Source organism: Megamonas hypermegale (assembly GCF_900187035.1).
Lineage (GTDB): Bacteria > Bacillota > Negativicutes > Selenomonadales > Selenomonadaceae > Megamonas > Megamonas hypermegale.
Map to the genome: position 1 here is coordinate 1,609,350 of NZ_LT906446.1, position 16,732 is coordinate 1,626,081.

A 16,732-nucleotide genomic window follows, 5' to 3' on the forward strand; every position below is an offset into this window, starting at 1 on the left:
ATTTTTGTTACAGTCTTTTTTTATTTTATTTAGATTTTAGGAGAATTCTATTTTAAAACACCAGCCCAGAAACCTAAGATACCTATTGCAAATAAACCAAAGATAATCCAAATTGCATTAACTTTTTTCTTCATTAGTTTCATACATGCAAAAGTCAATAAAAGTGGTACAAGACCTGGCATTAATTGGTCTAAAATAGATTGAACTGTTGTTGTAACTACAGTGCCATCTTGCATAGTAACTTCTGAAATAACGAGCGGTATATTAACCGTTGTCCATTTATTAACGAGCGCCCCCATAACGAATAACCCTAAAATGGAAGCACCTTCTGTGATTTTTTGAAGTGTATTACCTGCTACGTCTTGAATAATATCAGTACCTTTAGTATATCCATATTTAATACCGTACCAACGAATTAATAAACGTACCACGTTAAATAATACAAAGAATAAAATAGGACCTAATAAACTGCCACCCATAGCTAAAGAAGCGCCAAGTGCTGCACAGATAGGACGAAGTGTACCCCAGAAAATTGGGTCACCAACACCAGCAAGAGGACCCATCATACCAACTTTAATACCATTGATAACACCATCTTGAATATCTTTACCGTTAGCTTTTTGTTCTTCCATAGCTGTTACTACGCCGATGATTGGTGCTGTAACGAATGGTTGTGTATTGTAAAATTCTAGATGTCTTTTAATCGCTTTTTTTCTTTCTTCGCCTTCATACAATTTTTTGATGATTGGAACCATACCGAAACAGAAACCAAGTGCCTGCATACGTTCCATATTCCATGAACCTTGAAGGAAATTCGAACGAATAAAGGTCCAGAATAAATCTTTTGAACTTATTTTTTTCATAATCTTTACCCTCCTCTTAATCTAATTCATCATCAAGGTCATCATCTAAATCACTGTTAGCATTACTAGAACTTGCTGCCGCTGCTGGAGCTGCCACTTGATGATATTTAGGGCTAAGCTGAATATAAACGATCGCGCATACGAGACCAATTACACCAAATGCAACTAAGTTAAAATCAGTGAATGCTGCCGTAACAAAACCGAGGAAGAAAAATGGCATTAAGTATCCAGCATTCATCATATTGATAACCATTGCATAACCAACTACAACGATGAAACCACCAGCAACTTGAAGACCACCTGTGATTACTGGAGGAATTGCATTTAATAAACCTTGAACAGCATCTGTACCAACGTACATAGCAACGAGTAAAGATGGAATAGCTACACGCAAAGCTTGAAGTAATAATGCACCTAAATGGCAAATATCAATACCTCTTAAATTGCCTTCTTCAGCAAAGGCATCTGCTTTATGTTGGAAAAATACTGTTAATGTACGGCAAATAATAGTTAATACTTGACCTGCTGCAGCAAGTGGCATAGCAATTGCAATACCTGCACCAATACTTTGATGACCTGCAATTACCAATATTGTAGAAATAACAGAAGCAAGTGCTGCATCTGGTGCCATGGCAGCACCAACATTCATCCAGCCAAGTGCAATCATTTCTAATGTACCACCAATTATAATACCTGTTGTCATATCACCTAAAATTGCACCAACTAATGTACAAGCAATAAGTGGGCGGTGTGTCTGAAATTCATCTAAAACACTTCCCATACCAGCTATTGCCGAAACAATAAATATAGCTATGAGTTGTACACCACTAAGTTCCATGATAAAAGCCTCCTTTTACACAAAGATAACAGCTATTTATACAAACAGCTGTTAATCCTTTTATTTAATTATTTAAGTAATTCCATTAAATTTACACGTTTATCTGTATCAACTTTTCTAAATTCAATTTCAATACCTTTTTCACTTAATTTTTTAAATGCATCTACATCTTCATCATTAACTGATACTGCATTTGTTATCTGACGTTTTCCTTCTTTAAAACTCATACCGCCAACGTTTACAGATTTAATATCTACGCCACCTTCAACCATGCGCAATACGCTTGTTGGATTAGTAAAGAGCAATAAGCATTTATCTTCTGCGTATTTTGGATTTTTATAAACGCGAATTGCTTTATCAACATTTACTACGCTAGATTTAATACCTGGAGGAGCTACTTGTTTTAAAAGTGTAGCACGAATAGTATCTGCTGCTACTTCATCATCACAAACGATAATTCTTTGGCAGCCTGTAACTTTTGCCCAAACAGTTGCTACCTGTCCATGAATTAAACGGTCATCAATTCTTGCTAATACAATTTTCATTATAAATCGTCTCCTTCTTTATCTTCACTTTCTTCAACTTGACTCTTATGGAATTTTTGTGTGCCACTGCCATTTGCTTCTATAGCTTTTTCCATAGCAGTTTGCACATCAGCTTCATCACCACTATATAATCGATAATTGATTACTTCAATGAGCATCGGTAAACTTACACCAGTAACAACACCACATTTTTCATCATTGATGGCAATACGACAAGCCGCATTATATGGGCTACCTCCAAATAAATCATTTAAAATAATTACACCATTTGTCGTATCCATCTCTTCAATAGCTTTATTGTATTTTACTATCAAATCATCCGGACCTTCCCCTGGTACCAACGTTACTGTTTTTAAATTTTCTGGTTCTCCACAAATCATAGCACAAGTTTTTACGAGCTCTTCTGCTAAATGACCATGTGTTCCTACTATAATACCTAGCATTATAAAACCCTCCTTTTTATTTATCTAACTATAAAATATTATATGCAAATCACGTGCCAACTTTTTGTGTCAAAATAAATCCACATATTTAAAGGCTTCTTTCTCACTAATTTATAAAAATATTAGAAATTTAACACTCTTCATCAAAAAAAATAATCTGTGTCGATTTTAAATAACACAAAATTATTTTGTGTATCAACACAGATTATTTTCTATCTAGAAAAACACACTATTTTATTAAAAATTTACACCATTTTTGTAATATAACATATTTCATCATCTGTAAGTTTTATTTGAAATGTCTTTTCAAATATTTTTGCCGCTTCTTTTATTATATTAAATACACGTGTATCAACTTCACCTGCACTTTCTGTATTATATGCCAATCCATTATGCACTACCATTCGCTCTAAAGCACAGCCAACATGAATTACTAAACGCAATTTATGTGGATTATCCCATTTTGAATCTAAATCTTTCTCTAATTTTTCGATAAACTTAATTAAACTATTGATAATTTTACTAGGATTTAAATACAATAACATTTCTTGTAATCCATCTTCACAAAATCTTTTTAGTACAACATTTGTCTTTTCTTTTTTCACTGATGCTTTTGCACCAACAATTTCACGCAAAATTATATCGCCTTCTCCATTTATCATCTGCTCAATCGGTATAAACGGAGCATCTATATGAGGATTTTTTACACCTACAACAGCTATAATCTGATATTTATGTGCGATCTGTGTCAATCTTTCATGCATATCATATATACCTACGGAAAATACTTTTATATGATTCATTGAAACATCAACTAAAATATCTATTACTAAATTCTGCAATTTTTCCGCTGTACCTTTACCTGTACTACAAATTGTTACCACAGCTTTTTCTTTTGTGTCACTATGATTTATATTTAAATCTACATGTTCATATCCTGTAAAACTTTTAAGCGAATCATATACTGCTGAAAGACTAATTCCCGCAATATCAACTTTGCGTATCGCTTCTAAAACAAAAGGCGTTGTAACCATGCCTAAGGTCTTAACAGGTACATTTAACCGCTCTTCTAAAATTGGACCAAAGCTACATAGCGAACCCATATCTGCTAATAAAAGTACACCTTCTCTACAATCAATATTTTGCAACTGTTCTACAATTTTATTGAGCATATCATCTGGTCTACACTCTAAAGGCATATCAAAAGCTAATAAAGTTACTTTATTAGCGCTATACAATTTACGAGCCACATTTACCATTGAACTTGCCGTATATTCTCCATGCATAGCTACAGCAATTACTATTTTTCGTGAATTATCTTCTTGTTTCAACGATTGCAACAACATAGCAAAATATTCTGTTTCCGATTTTGACACAGTAACATCATATTTTTCTTCAATCATCAATTTTATTTTTGTAGCTAATTTAAATTCAATAGAATTATTATCTACCGTTCCTTCTAGTAAATGATAAATATTTTTTTCACTTTTTATTCTATTAAACATCGAACTTAAATGTAGACCAAACGCATATAAAAAACGTTCTCGTGAAATAAGGTTTATATATCGTTCAACTAAATCTACAATCTGCTGAACAAAATCTACCATATCAGCATCAATTATTTTCAATAAGCGGTCATTTACTGATAATGTTACATTATCCTTTTGATTATAAAGTGATTTCACATACGTATTAACATCAGCTACGATTATCTGTTGAATTAATTCATCAGCAATACCTTCCCGTTTTAACATATTCACTTTATTTTCTACCATTTGATATAGATTAAATGGTTCATCATCTTTTTCTTTTGATATCTTAGCAGGAGAAGTTGGCGTTACATATAAATCTTTTTCAATATAATGACTGATGAAAGATACATCATCTCTTTCCTTTGTTTGACTTATAGATAAAATGCCTGATTTTATATTCGATGGTAACATTTGATACGTTATTTTAATATGACCATCACTGCGTATACTATTTAAAAAAGCCTGTGCACACAAAAGACGAATGTTTGATTTTAATTGACCAACATTTCCACTACCAATACTACCGATAATTGCTTTTACTGCATCAGCTGAAACCAATACAGGTTTTTTTATACTGCGTGATTCTTCCGTAAACAACACTTTCATTATTTCTAGCTTCTCTTTTATTGAACGCTGTGCAAGTGGTGGAATAGAAATTATATTTGGTATACGACGCTTAAAAGTTTTTGTTAATACTGAATCAGGATTTTCCGTCGTAGCCCCAATTATCAAAACATTAGCCGTTCTTTCTCGTTTTGTTTCTCCTAATCTATTAAAAGTACCCGTATCCATAAAATAAAAAATCATTTCTTGTCCTTCTGGAGGCAAACGATGAATTTCATCTAAAAATAAAATACCTTCATCAGCTGCTTCAATAAGACCTGGGGCTGATTTATCTGCTCCTGTAAAAGCACCTTTAATATGTCCAAAAATATGTGATATGAGTAATTGTGGATTATTATAATAATCTGCACAGTTAAAAGTAACAAATGGTGCGTTATTTGCAAATTTTCCAACTTCTTTTCCATATTCAAACATCATATGAGCCAAAAGAGTTTTTCCTACGCCTGTTTGTCCAACAATTAATGTATGAAGCCCATTAGGTGGATAAATAACAGCTGCTTTAGCTTGCTCCACTTGTTTTTTTAAACTATCATTTGCTCCAATCAAATTACTAAAAGCAGATTTTTCTACTGATACTTTCATCTTATCCGATTTTTTTTGTATGTTAGATATTTTAGATATACTATATAATACTGGTCGTCCTGCTATTTTCGTTATTTTTCCCATGCGGTATAATTTATTTAATTCTCTACTGACATTACTACGTAAAAATCCAAGATTATCTGCAATTTCTGTAGCTGTTAATCCTTGTGCCTCTTTATTTTTAGCCGCAAAATCTTGTAAATACTCATAAATCTTTTCAATTCGCTTCATCTCAAATGCCTTTCTGTTCTATGCTCTATATTATTAGAAAAACAGCAGGAAAAATCCTGCTGTTTTCTATTTTACAATATGTTTTCCGCCATAATATCGACTAGCCCAATAAGAATCATTTAAATCATCAACTCTAATACCTCTACTACTAGAAGCATGAATAAATTTATCATTACCTAAATAAATTCCACAATGTGAAGCACCTGGTTCATACGTAGTAAAAAATACTAAATCACCTGCAACAAGTTGAGATTGTCTTACGAGTTTTCCCAATTTGTACTGTTCATCAGCTGTTCGTGGTATCTCTATACCATTTCTAGCAAAAATATATTCCAAAAATCCCGAACAATCAAAGCCTTCCTCTGGCGATGCTCCACCAAAAACATATGGAACTCCCATATAATTTTTAGCAGTACTAATAATTGAAGATACTTCTTTTTTATCTAAAAAAGTTCTACCATATGGTACTGAAGATATATTATCCCAGATAGGCGAATTAGTAGGTTTTGCTGTTTGACTACTAGTAGAACTAGTACTTATTGTTGGTCTACCGCCTTTTATCGCCCACCATGTTTCTCTATTTACAATACCGGTTACACTGAGTCTATTATCTTTTTGAAATGCCTTTACTGCATCTTGTGTTTCTTTATCATAATTGCCACTTACTTTACTTACGCTATATTTTAAACGCATTAAATTTTGCTGTAAAACAATTACATCATGTCCATGTGAATTTAATTTTAAAATTGGCGCTGCAAAACTTATATTATTAAAAAATAAAAATGCTGCTAAAAAAACTATCATTTGACAGAAAAATATATTCTGTTTTTTTATCTGCCCCACTGAGCCTCCACCTTCTCTTATTCTTCGTCCAATTTTATTGAACATTTAAAGTTTCATTCATATTTTTTATATTTTCCTTCATTGGAATTTCTGGATTAAATACTTTTAAAGCTTTTATTTGTTCTTCTAAATTAGTTGAATATAAAATTTCTATATTATTATTTAATAAACGTTTTGCTTGTGCCATTACTAAGGAATTATCTACATTATTAGCCATAATAATATAATTTTTGGCAATATCACTGTGAATTAAGTTTATTAAATCGCCAACAGATGGACCGCTGACTTTATCTTTTGTAATTACAGCTATAGCACCTAACTCTTCTAAAGCTTGTGCACTTGCTTCATCATCTGCTATAGCTAATACTGCTACATCTAACATTGTTTTATCTACTGATTTTAAATTATGTGGCATAGCTAAATTTTGTATTTTTACATCTTCCATTGTGCCCCAATCAACAGCTTGTTCAAGTACATTGCCTGGATAATCTGTATGTAGATATAATAAAACATCGCGACCTTCGCTTTTTATAACAATTACTTTACCCATAGGTTTAAGCATTTTAGCTAAATCATCTTTACTTGCTCTACATTTTTCCAATCTACAAGATACTGCATATGGATAAACCAAATCATAGCGTGGATTTGGCACATCATGTGAAGTTTTAAAACCAGAAGAAAATAATAAAACAGGTGAAACATAATATCCATCAAGACCGTTACGACAACCTTGTAAAAATACCATTAAAGCCTTTGCACCTGCATCTACAAAACCACATTTATGTTCTACTTGGCTAAGTGCAATTCCGCCAGCGTTAATAGCTTCTGTCAAAATTTCTGTAATTGGCAAATTTGCACGAACTGCATTGTATGCACCTTTTGCTACAGCTTTTGCTGTTACAATAATTGGACGTTCTACTTCATCATTCACAGCACGCTGTGCATATAAAATACCATACTGAAATGATTTACCAAAAACAGATGAAGATGCTTCATATTTTCCTGATAAACCCTTAGCAATACCGCGTAAAATCTGTGAAATCAATACGCCTGCATTACCTCTAGCACCTAAAACTGCCGCACTGCCAACACGTTTTGATACACCGCCGATACTTTCTGCTTGTAAATCACGCAAAGACATTGCTGCTGCACCTATTGTGCGTAAAATATGTGTGCCAGCTTTTCTATCCAATAAAGATTCACCATTAAGAGCATTGATATTTTCATATTCCAGCAAAAATGCACTATACGCGCCTGCTATCATTCTTTTATAGTCATTTCCTGTAATTACTTCTTTATTTCCTGTCATAAAAATCACTCCAATATCTAACGAGAACGTTATCTATATTTTATCAAATACTATTCTAAAAAACCATAAAAAAATCCTTTGTGTTATTTGCAAAAAAATAAATGCACCTAAAATAAGTACATCTATTTTTTAACACAGTATTTTATTATACAACTATCATCAATCAAATTCATGTCATATATATCATGCAAAAAGCATTTGATACAATAATAAAATATTCAAACCTATGACAACAGCACTGATAATTCCTAAAATTATCTTTAAACGCAAACTATTTACATATTTTCCCATAACTTTTCGAGAAGATGTAAGATACATTAACAATATAATCGTTATAGGAAGTTGCATACTGAGTAACATTTGCGAATAGATAAGCCCTTGAAACGGGTCAGAGATAAACATGATTATGAGCACTGCAACGCCATACGTCAACAGCACCCCATGCCAAGAGTGATAGTCTTTAATATTGTAATCTTCACCAAAAATCCCTGCAAAAATACTGCCTCCAGCTATTCCGCAAGTTGCTGTCGATGAAATTCCCGCAAATAACAGCGCAACAGCAAAAATAATTGCTGCATTTTCTCCTAATATCGGTCTTAAAAGTTCTGTTGCTTGAGATAAATCATCTATTTGAATGTTATTTGTAAAAAATACCGCTGCCGCAACAATTATCATGGAACTATTAATTGCCCAACCTATTCCCATTGAAAAAATAGTATCGAGAAATTCAAATCGAAGTTGTTTTTTTATGACTGCTTCATCTTGCAAATTCCATTGACGCGATTGAATAACCTCAGAATGTAAAAATAAATTATGTGGCATGACAACTGCACCAAGTACGCTCATGACAATTATAATTGAACCATCAGGAAGAGATGGCGTTACCCAACCACTCATCGCACTATTCCATTCAATCGGCACTAAATTCAACTCAATTAAAAATGAAAATCCGATGATGGATACAAATGCAATGATGATTTTTTCCATCTTAGGATAAGAATTCGTTTTTAATAATACAGCACAAAAAACAGCGGTAATTATGGAACCTAAAACAAGTGGCACACCAAACAACAAATTAAGTGCAATCGCTCCACCTAAAATTTCCGCTAAAGCTGTGGCAATAGAAGCCATCATCGCAGTTGAAAGCACAGGACGTGAAAGCCATTTAGGCAAATATTTTGTTGCCGCTTCTGAAAGACAAAGCCCCGTTACAATTCCTAAATGAGCTGCATTATGCTGAAGCAAAATGAGCATTATCGTCGAAAGAGTTACCATCCACAATAATAAATAGCCAAAATCTGCACCAGCCGCTAAATTTGAAGCCCAATTACCTGGGTCGATAAAGCCAACTGTGATTAAAAGTCCCGGTCCAATATAACGAAGAATTTCTCTAGCTCTTTCACTAGCCAAATGTTTTTTACTATAATCTTTTAACATAAATTTATTCCTTTGCTATTTCGTTTTTGAAAATTATTATCAATTAATTATTAATTAAAATTATAGCAAATATGACGAATAAATTCTATATAAAATTAACGTACAATTAAGACTGGACAATGCGCATATTTTAAAACATATTGGCTAACACTTCCCATAAAAATACTTTTTATTTTCCCTAAACCTCTACTTCCCATAACAATAATATCATAATTTTCATTTTTAGCTTTTTCCACAATGACTTCTGTTGGAAAACCTATTTCAATAGATGTATTAACTTTTATCTCTTGTGGAATTTCTTTTGCTAATTTATTTAATATCTCTATTCCTTTACTTTTTATATTTTCAGGAACATAACCGCTAAGACTAACCCGTTCAAAATCACTCACTTCTTTATTTAAATCTACTACATACAATAAAGTAAGTTCTATTTTATTATGCTTAGCTATATACACAGCATGCGACAAAGCTTTATACGATGCTTTTGAACCATCTATAGGCACTAATACCTTATGCAAAACAATTTCTTGTAATAACATCACGCATTCACTTCTTTCTCTTTCATTTCAGATAACAATAAATTCGCTTTAGCTTTATAAAAACTTATACAAAATATTGTTATTATCACCGCACAATAAATCAAAAATGCGCCAAATATCTGTGCTATATCCGCCAAATTAGCTCCGCGCATTAAAATATCTCGCACAAAATGGAATTCCCAAGTTAAAGGGAAAATATGAGACAAAACATATGCCCACGTTGAAAGAATTTGGGCTGGAGCTGTTGCTCCTCCAAGAATAAAACCACCTGGAATAAATAAAATCATTCTACTAGAAGCCACTCCCGGATTTGCCGCAGTCCAGCCAATTAAAATAGAACATATACCTACTATAAAAATATAAAATACCTGTGTAATAATAAAAGTAACAATATAACCTGAAAAAACCATATCTCCCCAAATACGTAAAATAGCTAAACCAATGAAAATACTTATCAATAAACACATTCCATACGGTAAAATTCGTATCATTAAATCAAAAGGCGTCCCTTGTTTTAAAATGGAATTTAATTTTCCAGTAATTCTTAAACGTGGTATCATTCCAATCGTAGCAAAGGTAAAAAACATGGACGAGAAAAAAAACAAAAAACCCTGTGTTTCACCATTACTTGTAGAAGCTGCTGGATTAAATAAATTTCTAGCATTTAATGTTATTCCGCCTGTTTGTGTATCAGTTTGTGTCACTAAATTATCTTCAACTATAATTTCATTTAACGCTTCTTTAATTTCTGATGTTTGAGCCGTATTTGTATTATCATAAAAAACCCCAATACTGCCAGCTGTATTTGTATAGCGATTTTTCTCTAAATCTTTTGGTAAATAAATAACTACTATATTTTTATCTTGATAAAATAAATTTTTAGGCTCTACAGGTGTATTAATTACAGCCGTAACCTTCATATATTGAGAAGTATCTATTTTGTCAATAAGTTCATGACTATATTTAGAATTATCTAAATCGATAATAGCTACATTAGCATCTTTGATAAAATTATTGCCTAAAATCACTGTAAAAAAAACTGTAATTATAACTGCTACCATAATAGAAACTTTTTCATATGGCATTCCCTGCCCTGAAAACAAATATTTTATTTCATCTCTTAGTGAATTCATCATCGGTTACCTCTATAGTCATACCAGTTTGTAAACCTTCTACATCATCTGTATAAATACGAATTTGAAATGCAGATAAATCAGCCTGCCCTTTTTCTCGTGATTGTTTTAAATCTGCAAACCCTGGTGCTTGAGTAATCAACCGTATTGTTCCTGGAACAGTTAAATCATTTGCAATACTTTTACCATTTATAGTATCACCTTCTGCTAGGTTAGCTACTTGATTTTCACTAATATAAATATCATAATAACGTCTATTGCTTTCTAATAACACTACTGGTGTATTTGCCAAAATCATTTCCCCTTGCTTTGCCAAAATTTTAATAATCTTACCATCTTCTGGAGCATATAAAGTCAAACGAGATTTTGTTACTTCTAATTCTTTTAACTGTACTTCAAGTTGTTTCTTCTGCTCTATTAAAGCTTCCACATCATTTAATTTATTATCAATTTCTTGGCGTTGTTGATTTATTGTAGGTAAATTAATATCCTGTGTATTTGCATTATCATTTGCTCCACCTAACAATTGATTTAAAAGTTCTTGCTGTTGTGCTAAATCAGCCGAAGCCACATCTAAAGCCATTTTCGCATCATCTAAATCAGATTGTGCAATAGCTTCTACTTCTAAAAGTTGTAACTTTCTATTGTAATCTATTTGTTTATTTTTATAAGTAGCTTGAGCTGAAGCAATAGCTGCTTTTTGTTGATCAATTTGATTAAATGTCTGAACTTCTTGTGTATCTGTCATAGCATACTCTACATTAATAGCACCATTTTGCGAATTTATTTGTGCATCTAATTGAGCAATCTGTGCTTTAGTTTTTTCAATAGATAAATCTGTATCTGTACTATCCAACTGCATTATAATATCGCCTTTTTTTACTTCTTGCCCTTCTTTTATAGCCTCTTTAATTAAGCGACCACTAACTGAATCAAACGATAATTTCACTTGTTCAGCCGTTAAAATTCCATCTTTCTTCTCAATCGCCAATGCTATAGCATCATTACCTTTATACATTAAAGTAATTCCACTAATAAGAAATAACAAAACAAAAATCCCACAAAATACAATAGATTTCTTCCTTAAATTCATAAATATCTCTCCTATTTTTGTTAGTCGGCTAACTATTTTTCGACAAAAGCCTCTTTAAGAGGCAATCTTTCGTAATAATTTTATTAATTCTTTTTGTTCTTCGGCATCTAACTTTCCCATTAATTTACTAATACGCAAATAATGTGCAGGCAAAATATCATCCATTAATGTTTTACCTTTTTCTGTAAAACAAATTTTTTTAACTCTTCCATCTTCATTACTAGAAATTAAATTTATTAAACCATCTCGTTGCATTCGTTTTAACATAATACTAATAGTAGCTTTTGTAACGCCTGCTTTTTTAGCTAAAAAAGATGGTGTTATTAAATTTTTTTGTTGATGTAAAATAATCATTACATGCAACTTTCCTTCTGATAACTGATATTTTTCTTGTAAAATATCAAAAATTTCATGTTGAATATCATCTGCTACTTGTTTAACAATTAACATTGCTAAAACTGAAGATGGATTTATCTCTGGAATTTTTTTCGCATGTTGCTCTAATTCTTCCATTGTTGGAATAATCTTTTTTGTCATTTATTATCTCCTAAATATGATTAGCTAGCTAACTATCATTTTAAAACTTTACTTTAAAAAATGCAAAGACTATTTATATATTTTTTGATTTTTTATCAAAGTTTTTTTATTTTCTTCGAAATAAAATGACATTACTAACTACATTTAGCTTCATGATATAATAATTATATTATTACAAAAAGGAGACCAGCTTATGAAACAATGTATGGATACACAAAAACTCCACCGTCGTATAAAAAAAATAATTGGACAATTAAACGCTATTGATAGAATGATTGATGATGAAAATATTCCCTGTGAAGATGTATTAATGCAAGTAAATGCAGCTAAATCCGCCATGCACAGTGTAGGTAAAGTCATTTTAGAAGGTCATTTAAAACACTGTGTCATCGATGGAATTCAACACGGTGATGCTGAAAAAACAGTTGAAGAATTTGCTAAAGCTATTGAACATTTCTCTCGATTATCCTAAAATCATCAAAAAAATGCAGATAAAAGCGTAATGCTTTCATCTGCATTTTTTATTATTAACCTATTATTTGTCTCAATTTTTCCATATCAAGATTTTCTCGAACTGTTTGCGCTAAACGATTATAAGCATGTTGTTTAGCTGCTGCATAATTTACAGATACTGGCAATGGTTCTAAGTTTTTGCGTTTGCGCAATATATTGATTAAACCACGACGATATTTATCATTATCAAAAATTCCATGAATATATGCGCCCATTACATTACCTTCATCATTTATCAATCCTTCAGTGATTTCAACATCTTTGCCAGCTCTCTGTGTTATCAAAAATGGATTTAAACATTCTTTTGTAAAGCAAGTTTCACCCATATGAATTTCATAGCCGAATAAATCATCAACTTCTAAGCTTTCACCCATGAAATGCCATTTAAAGCATTTTGCTTTTACTTGTGAAGTCAATTTCTTTTCAGCGAAAATCGTTTCCATTGGCAAGAAGCCTAAACCTTTTACACTATCATTATCGGATTCCGTATGATATGGGTCACTAATTTTTTCACCGAGCATCTGATAGCCACCGCAAATTCCAATAATTGGCGTACCTTTAGCATGAGCTTTTTTTATAGCTTCTTCCATGCCACTATTACGCAAATACAACATATCTTCTGTCGTATTCTTACTGCCAGGAAGCAAAATCAAATCAACTTCACCGATTTCTTCGCCTTCTTTTACATAATAAAGATTTACATCATCTTCTCTACTTAATGCATCAAAATCTGTGAAATTAGAAATTTTCGGCGTCTGAATTACTGCAATTTTTATCGGTGCATTTGATTTATCCTTCGTTACTACTTTATCATCAAGTGAAACAGAGTCTTCATCATCAATACCTAAATCTGGTAAATACGGAATTACGCCAAGCACTGGTTTACCTGTTTTTTCTTCAAGAAAATCAAGTGCTGGTTGCAAAATCGTAACATCACCGCGAAATTTATTTATCACTAAACCTTTTACTAAATCGCGTTCATCTGGTTCTAAAAGCTCTAAAGTTCCAACAAGTGAAGCGAGTGCACCGCCACGGTCAATATCTGCCACCAAAAGCACTGGCGCATTTAAGTATTTTGCAATGCGCATATTTACGATATCATTTGCTTTTAAATTGACTTCTGCTGGACTGCCTGCTCCTTCAATTACCATCATGTCGAAGCGTTCTTCTAAACGGCGAATGGCTTCTTTTACTGTATCAAATGCTTTTAACGAATATCCTTTATGGTATTCGCGTGCAGACATATTGCCAATAGGTTTTCCCATTAAAATTACCTGTGAACAAGAATTGCCTGTTGGCTTCAACAATACAGGATTCATTTCTACAAATGGTTCAAGTCCTGCCGCTTCAGCTTGTGCCACTTGCGCGCGTCCCATTTCATCGCCATCTTTTGTTACATATGAATTTAAAGCCATATTTTGCGCTTTAAATGGAACAACGCTCAAGCCTTCTTGATAAAAAATACGGCACAATGCAGTTGTAAGTATACTTTTTCCTACATGAGAAGAAGTACCTTGTAACATTATATGTTTCATATCCATTATCCCTTATTACTATTTTATTTAATATCTCTTAACAAAACGATATACATGATTTAACATATATTTATTTTTGCTTAGATAAACTATATGCTCTAGCTTTTTCCACTAAAGATTGCGCTGCTTTCATAGAGCCTAAAAAATGCAAATGCAAATATGAACCTAAAATATTATCTTTAGCATAGCCTGCTTTATATTTAGCATTGTTACGCATCTTTGTGAATTCAAAAGCCCATGGAAATGATTTATCATCATCTTCATTTTGAGTTGAAAAATGAAATTCATGTCCATGATATTCCATATCTTTTTTGCCCAAAATATTATCTTGCAAATTCTGTGCCTTTACATAGCCAACAGTCTGCAATTTTTTATTCATTTTAGCTGTAGCTGGTATAATGCCTACCATTTCATGAAAATTATTTTCGAAATCAAAAATACCTTTCATCAAATACATATAACCACCACATTCAGCATAAATCGGCATTTTATTTTCATTTGCCAATCTAATAGAGTTCAACATGGATTTATTTTGCGCTAATTTATCGGCAAAAACTTCTGGAAATCCTCCGCCAAAAACTAAAGCAGACGCATTTTGCGGAATAGCTTCATCTTCTAGCGGACTAAAAAATTCAATTTTAGCTCCATATTGCTCTAATTGTGCTAAGCTAGCTGGATAATAAAAAGAAAATGCTTTATCATTTGCTACTGCAATCACTACATCTTTAGCGATTTCTTTTTGCTGATGTTCTTGCACTTTTATTGGTGGAGCTGTCTTTGCCAATTTTATTATTTCATCTAAATACACTTCTTTAGCAATTTTTTCAGAAATAATTTCTATGACTTCTTTAGCATTATTCTCCTGTGCTGGTGTAAGTCCTAAATGGCGTTCTGGCATATGAACACTATCATCTCGATAAATTGCACCTAACACTGGAATATTTATTTTTGCCAAAGCTTCTTCTATAAGCGCTTTATGCGTTGGTGAACCCAATCTATTTAAAATTACACCCGCTAAATTGACTTCTTCATCATATAATTTAAAGCCTAAAGCGATTGCAGCTGCTGAGTCGCCCATGGATTGCACATTGATTACTAAAACAACTGGAGCATTTAACTTTTTAGCTAATTGTGCTGTAGAACTTATGCCATTTTTGCCGCCATCATAAAGCCCCATAACGCCTTCGATAATAGCGATATCTGCTCCATCTGTTTCATGCACAAATAAATCATTTATCTTACTTTCATCGACGAGCCAAGTATCGAGATTATGACCTGCTCTACCTGCTGCCATACCATGATATGATGGGTCAATATAATCCGGTCCAACTTTAAACGGTTGAACTACCATCTCTCTATTTTTAAGCGCACGCAAAATACCTGTAACTACAGTAGTTTTCCCCGAACTACTTTGCGTAGCTGCAATTACTACACGTGGAATGTTTACTTCTTTCATGATTATCCACCCATATAAAAATACTCAAAAATACATTAATTAAATGCGTGTATTATCAATGAGGTACATTACAGCATTGATACATGCTACTGCAATCGGGCTACCGCCTTTTGTACCTGTTACAGTGATATATGGAACTTTTGATTCTGCAATCAATAAATCTTTTGATTCTGCTGCGCCAACAAAACCAACTGGTGTACCAACAATAGCAGCAGGGCGAATATTTTCTTCATTCATCAAACGAATTACTTCAAATAAAGCTGTTGGTGCATTGCCGATAGCAACAATAGCGCCATTTAAATCTTTGCCAAAATAACGCATAGCGGCAATAGAGCGAGTTACACCATTTTCTTTTGCATATTTTATAATCTCAGGGTCTGCAATTTTGCATTCTACAGAACCGCCCCAAGTTGCTAATTTGCGTTTATTGATACCTGTGCGAACCATTTCTACATCAGTATAAATTTTGCAACCAGAAAGCAATGCTTTTTTCATCGCTTCTACAGCATCTTCATGAATATGAATGAGTGGTGCATAATCCACGTCACCAGAAGCGTGAATAATGCGTGAATAAATTTTTGTCTGTGCTTCATCTAAATTTAATTTTTCAATATACGGTTTAATTATTTCAAAGCTACGAACCTCAATAGCCATTGGGTCTTTAATAAAGCTCATCATA

16 protein-coding genes are annotated in these 16,732 nt (G+C 32.6%); 1 reads left to right on the forward strand and 15 read right to left on the reverse strand.

Translation table 11 applies throughout. The features are described from left to right. Positions 1-47 precede the first annotated feature (47 nt). The 12 genes from manZ to CKV65_RS07855 form a co-directional block, all read right to left on the reverse strand. The gene (gene manZ / locus CKV65_RS07800) at positions 48-863 is read right to left on the reverse strand and encodes a PTS mannose transporter subunit IID (protein ID WP_027890443.1); all 816 of its coding nucleotides are present in this window, start codon (positions 861-863) and stop codon (positions 48-50) included. Positions 864-879: 16 nt separating this feature from the next. Continuing rightward, positions 880-1,701: a PTS mannose/fructose/sorbose transporter subunit IIC gene (locus CKV65_RS07805; RefSeq protein WP_027890442.1), complete on the reverse strand. Its 822-nt coding sequence runs from the start codon at positions 1,699-1,701 to the stop codon at positions 880-882. 68 nt (positions 1,702-1,769) lie between these two features. Continuing rightward, complete coding sequence (locus CKV65_RS07810) at positions 1,770-2,246, reverse strand: mannose/fructose/sorbose PTS transporter subunit IIB (protein ID WP_027890441.1); 477 nt, start codon at positions 2,244-2,246, stop codon at positions 1,770-1,772. Beyond that, a complete protein-coding gene (locus CKV65_RS07815) occupies positions 2,246-2,689 on the reverse strand; it encodes a PTS sugar transporter subunit IIA (protein ID WP_027890440.1) in 444 nt (147 codons plus the stop codon). Before CKV65_RS07815 ends, CKV65_RS07810 begins: the two co-directional genes overlap by 1 nt. Before the next feature lie 245 nt (positions 2,690-2,934). Continuing rightward, positions 2,935-5,658, reverse strand: coding sequence for a sigma-54-dependent transcriptional regulator (locus tag CKV65_RS07820; RefSeq protein WP_027890439.1), 2,724 nt, complete (start codon positions 5,656-5,658; stop codon positions 2,935-2,937). Between the two features lie 66 nt (positions 5,659-5,724). Further along, complete coding sequence (locus CKV65_RS07825; RefSeq protein ID WP_036254827.1) at positions 5,725-6,462, reverse strand: C40 family peptidase; 738 nt, start codon at positions 6,460-6,462, stop codon at positions 5,725-5,727. Positions 6,463-6,535: 73 nt separating this feature from the next. Continuing rightward, positions 6,536-7,810: a DAK2 domain-containing protein gene (locus CKV65_RS07830; protein WP_027890437.1), complete on the reverse strand. Its 1,275-nt coding sequence runs from the start codon at positions 7,808-7,810 to the stop codon at positions 6,536-6,538. A 183-nt stretch (positions 7,811-7,993) separates the two neighbouring features. After that, the gene (locus CKV65_RS07835; protein WP_027890436.1) at positions 7,994-9,247 is read right to left on the reverse strand and encodes an Nramp family divalent metal transporter; all 1,254 of its coding nucleotides are present in this window, start codon (positions 9,245-9,247) and stop codon (positions 7,994-7,996) included. 95 nt (positions 9,248-9,342) lie between these two features. Beyond that, positions 9,343-9,786, reverse strand: a complete 444-nt coding sequence (locus tag CKV65_RS07840) for a universal stress protein (RefSeq protein ID WP_036254825.1) — start codon at positions 9,784-9,786, stop codon at positions 9,343-9,345. Continuing rightward, entirely contained in the window at positions 9,786-10,922 is a 1,137-nt protein-coding gene (locus CKV65_RS07845) for an ABC transporter permease (protein ID WP_331715166.1), read from the reverse strand. Before CKV65_RS07845 ends, CKV65_RS07840 begins: the two co-directional genes overlap by 1 nt. After that, positions 10,900-12,012 (reverse strand): HlyD family secretion protein, encoded by a 1,113-nt coding sequence (locus CKV65_RS07850; protein ID WP_027890433.1) that lies wholly within the window; start codon positions 12,010-12,012, stop codon positions 10,900-10,902. The genes CKV65_RS07845 and CKV65_RS07850 overlap by 23 nt, the downstream gene beginning before the upstream one ends. A gap of 54 nt (positions 12,013-12,066) precedes the next feature. Further along, positions 12,067-12,549, reverse strand: coding sequence for a MarR family winged helix-turn-helix transcriptional regulator (locus CKV65_RS07855; protein ID WP_027890432.1), 483 nt, complete (start codon positions 12,547-12,549; stop codon positions 12,067-12,069). A gap of 193 nt (positions 12,550-12,742) precedes the next feature. Between CKV65_RS07855 and CKV65_RS07860 the strand changes: the two genes are divergently transcribed. Next, the gene (locus CKV65_RS07860; protein WP_027890431.1) at positions 12,743-13,021 is read left to right on the forward strand and encodes a metal-sensing transcriptional repressor; all 279 of its coding nucleotides are present in this window, start codon (positions 12,743-12,745) and stop codon (positions 13,019-13,021) included. A gap of 55 nt (positions 13,022-13,076) precedes the next feature. Here CKV65_RS07860 and CKV65_RS07865 read toward each other — a convergent pair whose 3' ends face one another. The 3 genes from CKV65_RS07865 to CKV65_RS07875 form a co-directional block, all read right to left on the reverse strand. Next, positions 13,077-14,597 (reverse strand): cobyric acid synthase, encoded by a 1,521-nt coding sequence (locus CKV65_RS07865; RefSeq protein WP_036254826.1) that lies wholly within the window; start codon positions 14,595-14,597, stop codon positions 13,077-13,079. 70 nt (positions 14,598-14,667) lie between these two features. Beyond that, entirely contained in the window at positions 14,668-16,053 is a 1,386-nt protein-coding gene (locus CKV65_RS07870; RefSeq protein ID WP_027890429.1) for a cobyrinic acid a,c-diamide synthase CobB, read from the reverse strand. 39 nt (positions 16,054-16,092) lie between these two features. Further along, positions 16,093-16,728 (reverse strand): precorrin-8X methylmutase, encoded by a 636-nt coding sequence (locus tag CKV65_RS07875; RefSeq protein ID WP_027890428.1) that lies wholly within the window; start codon positions 16,726-16,728, stop codon positions 16,093-16,095. Between the last annotated feature and the right edge of the window lie 4 nt (positions 16,729-16,732).

Bases quoted from the DNA above. Each gene is read 5' to 3' on its own strand.
- CKV65_RS07875 (WP_027890428.1), bottom strand. From the start codon at position 16,728: ATGAGCTTTATTAAAGACCCAATGGCTATTGAGGTTCGTAGCTTTGAA.
- CKV65_RS07830 (WP_027890437.1), bottom strand. From the start codon at position 7,810: ATGACAGGAAATAAAGAAGTAATTACAGGAAATGACTATAAAAGAATG.
- CKV65_RS07805 (WP_027890442.1), bottom strand. From the start codon at position 1,701: ATGGAACTTAGTGGTGTACAACTCATAGCTATATTTATTGTTTCGGCA.
- CKV65_RS07840 (WP_036254825.1), bottom strand. From the start codon at position 9,786: ATGTTATTACAAGAAATTGTTTTGCATAAGGTATTAGTGCCTATAGAT.
- CKV65_RS07835 (WP_027890436.1), bottom strand. From the start codon at position 9,247: ATGTTAAAAGATTATAGTAAAAAACATTTGGCTAGTGAAAGAGCTAGA.
- CKV65_RS07815 (WP_027890440.1), bottom strand. From the start codon at position 2,689: ATGCTAGGTATTATAGTAGGAACACATGGTCATTTAGCAGAAGAGCTC.
- CKV65_RS07820 (WP_027890439.1), bottom strand. From the start codon at position 5,658: ATGAAGCGAATTGAAAAGATTTATGAGTATTTACAAGATTTTGCGGCT.
- CKV65_RS07845 (WP_331715166.1), bottom strand. From the start codon at position 10,922: ATGATGAATTCACTAAGAGATGAAATAAAATATTTGTTTTCAGGGCAG.
- CKV65_RS07860 (WP_027890431.1), top strand. From the start codon at position 12,743: ATGAAACAATGTATGGATACACAAAAACTCCACCGTCGTATAAAAAAA.
- CKV65_RS07850 (WP_027890433.1), bottom strand. From the start codon at position 12,012: ATGAATTTAAGGAAGAAATCTATTGTATTTTGTGGGATTTTTGTTTTG.
- CKV65_RS07865 (WP_036254826.1), bottom strand. From the start codon at position 14,597: ATGAAACATATAATGTTACAAGGTACTTCTTCTCATGTAGGAAAAAGT.
- manZ (WP_027890443.1), bottom strand. From the start codon at position 863: ATGAAAAAAATAAGTTCAAAAGATTTATTCTGGACCTTTATTCGTTCG.
- CKV65_RS07825 (WP_036254827.1), bottom strand. From the start codon at position 6,462: ATGATAGTTTTTTTAGCAGCATTTTTATTTTTTAATAATATAAGTTTT.
- CKV65_RS07810 (WP_027890441.1), bottom strand. From the start codon at position 2,246: ATGAAAATTGTATTAGCAAGAATTGATGACCGTTTAATTCATGGACAG.
- CKV65_RS07870 (WP_027890429.1), bottom strand. From the start codon at position 16,053: ATGAAAGAAGTAAACATTCCACGTGTAGTAATTGCAGCTACGCAAAGT.
- CKV65_RS07855 (WP_027890432.1), bottom strand. From the start codon at position 12,549: ATGACAAAAAAGATTATTCCAACAATGGAAGAATTAGAGCAACATGCG.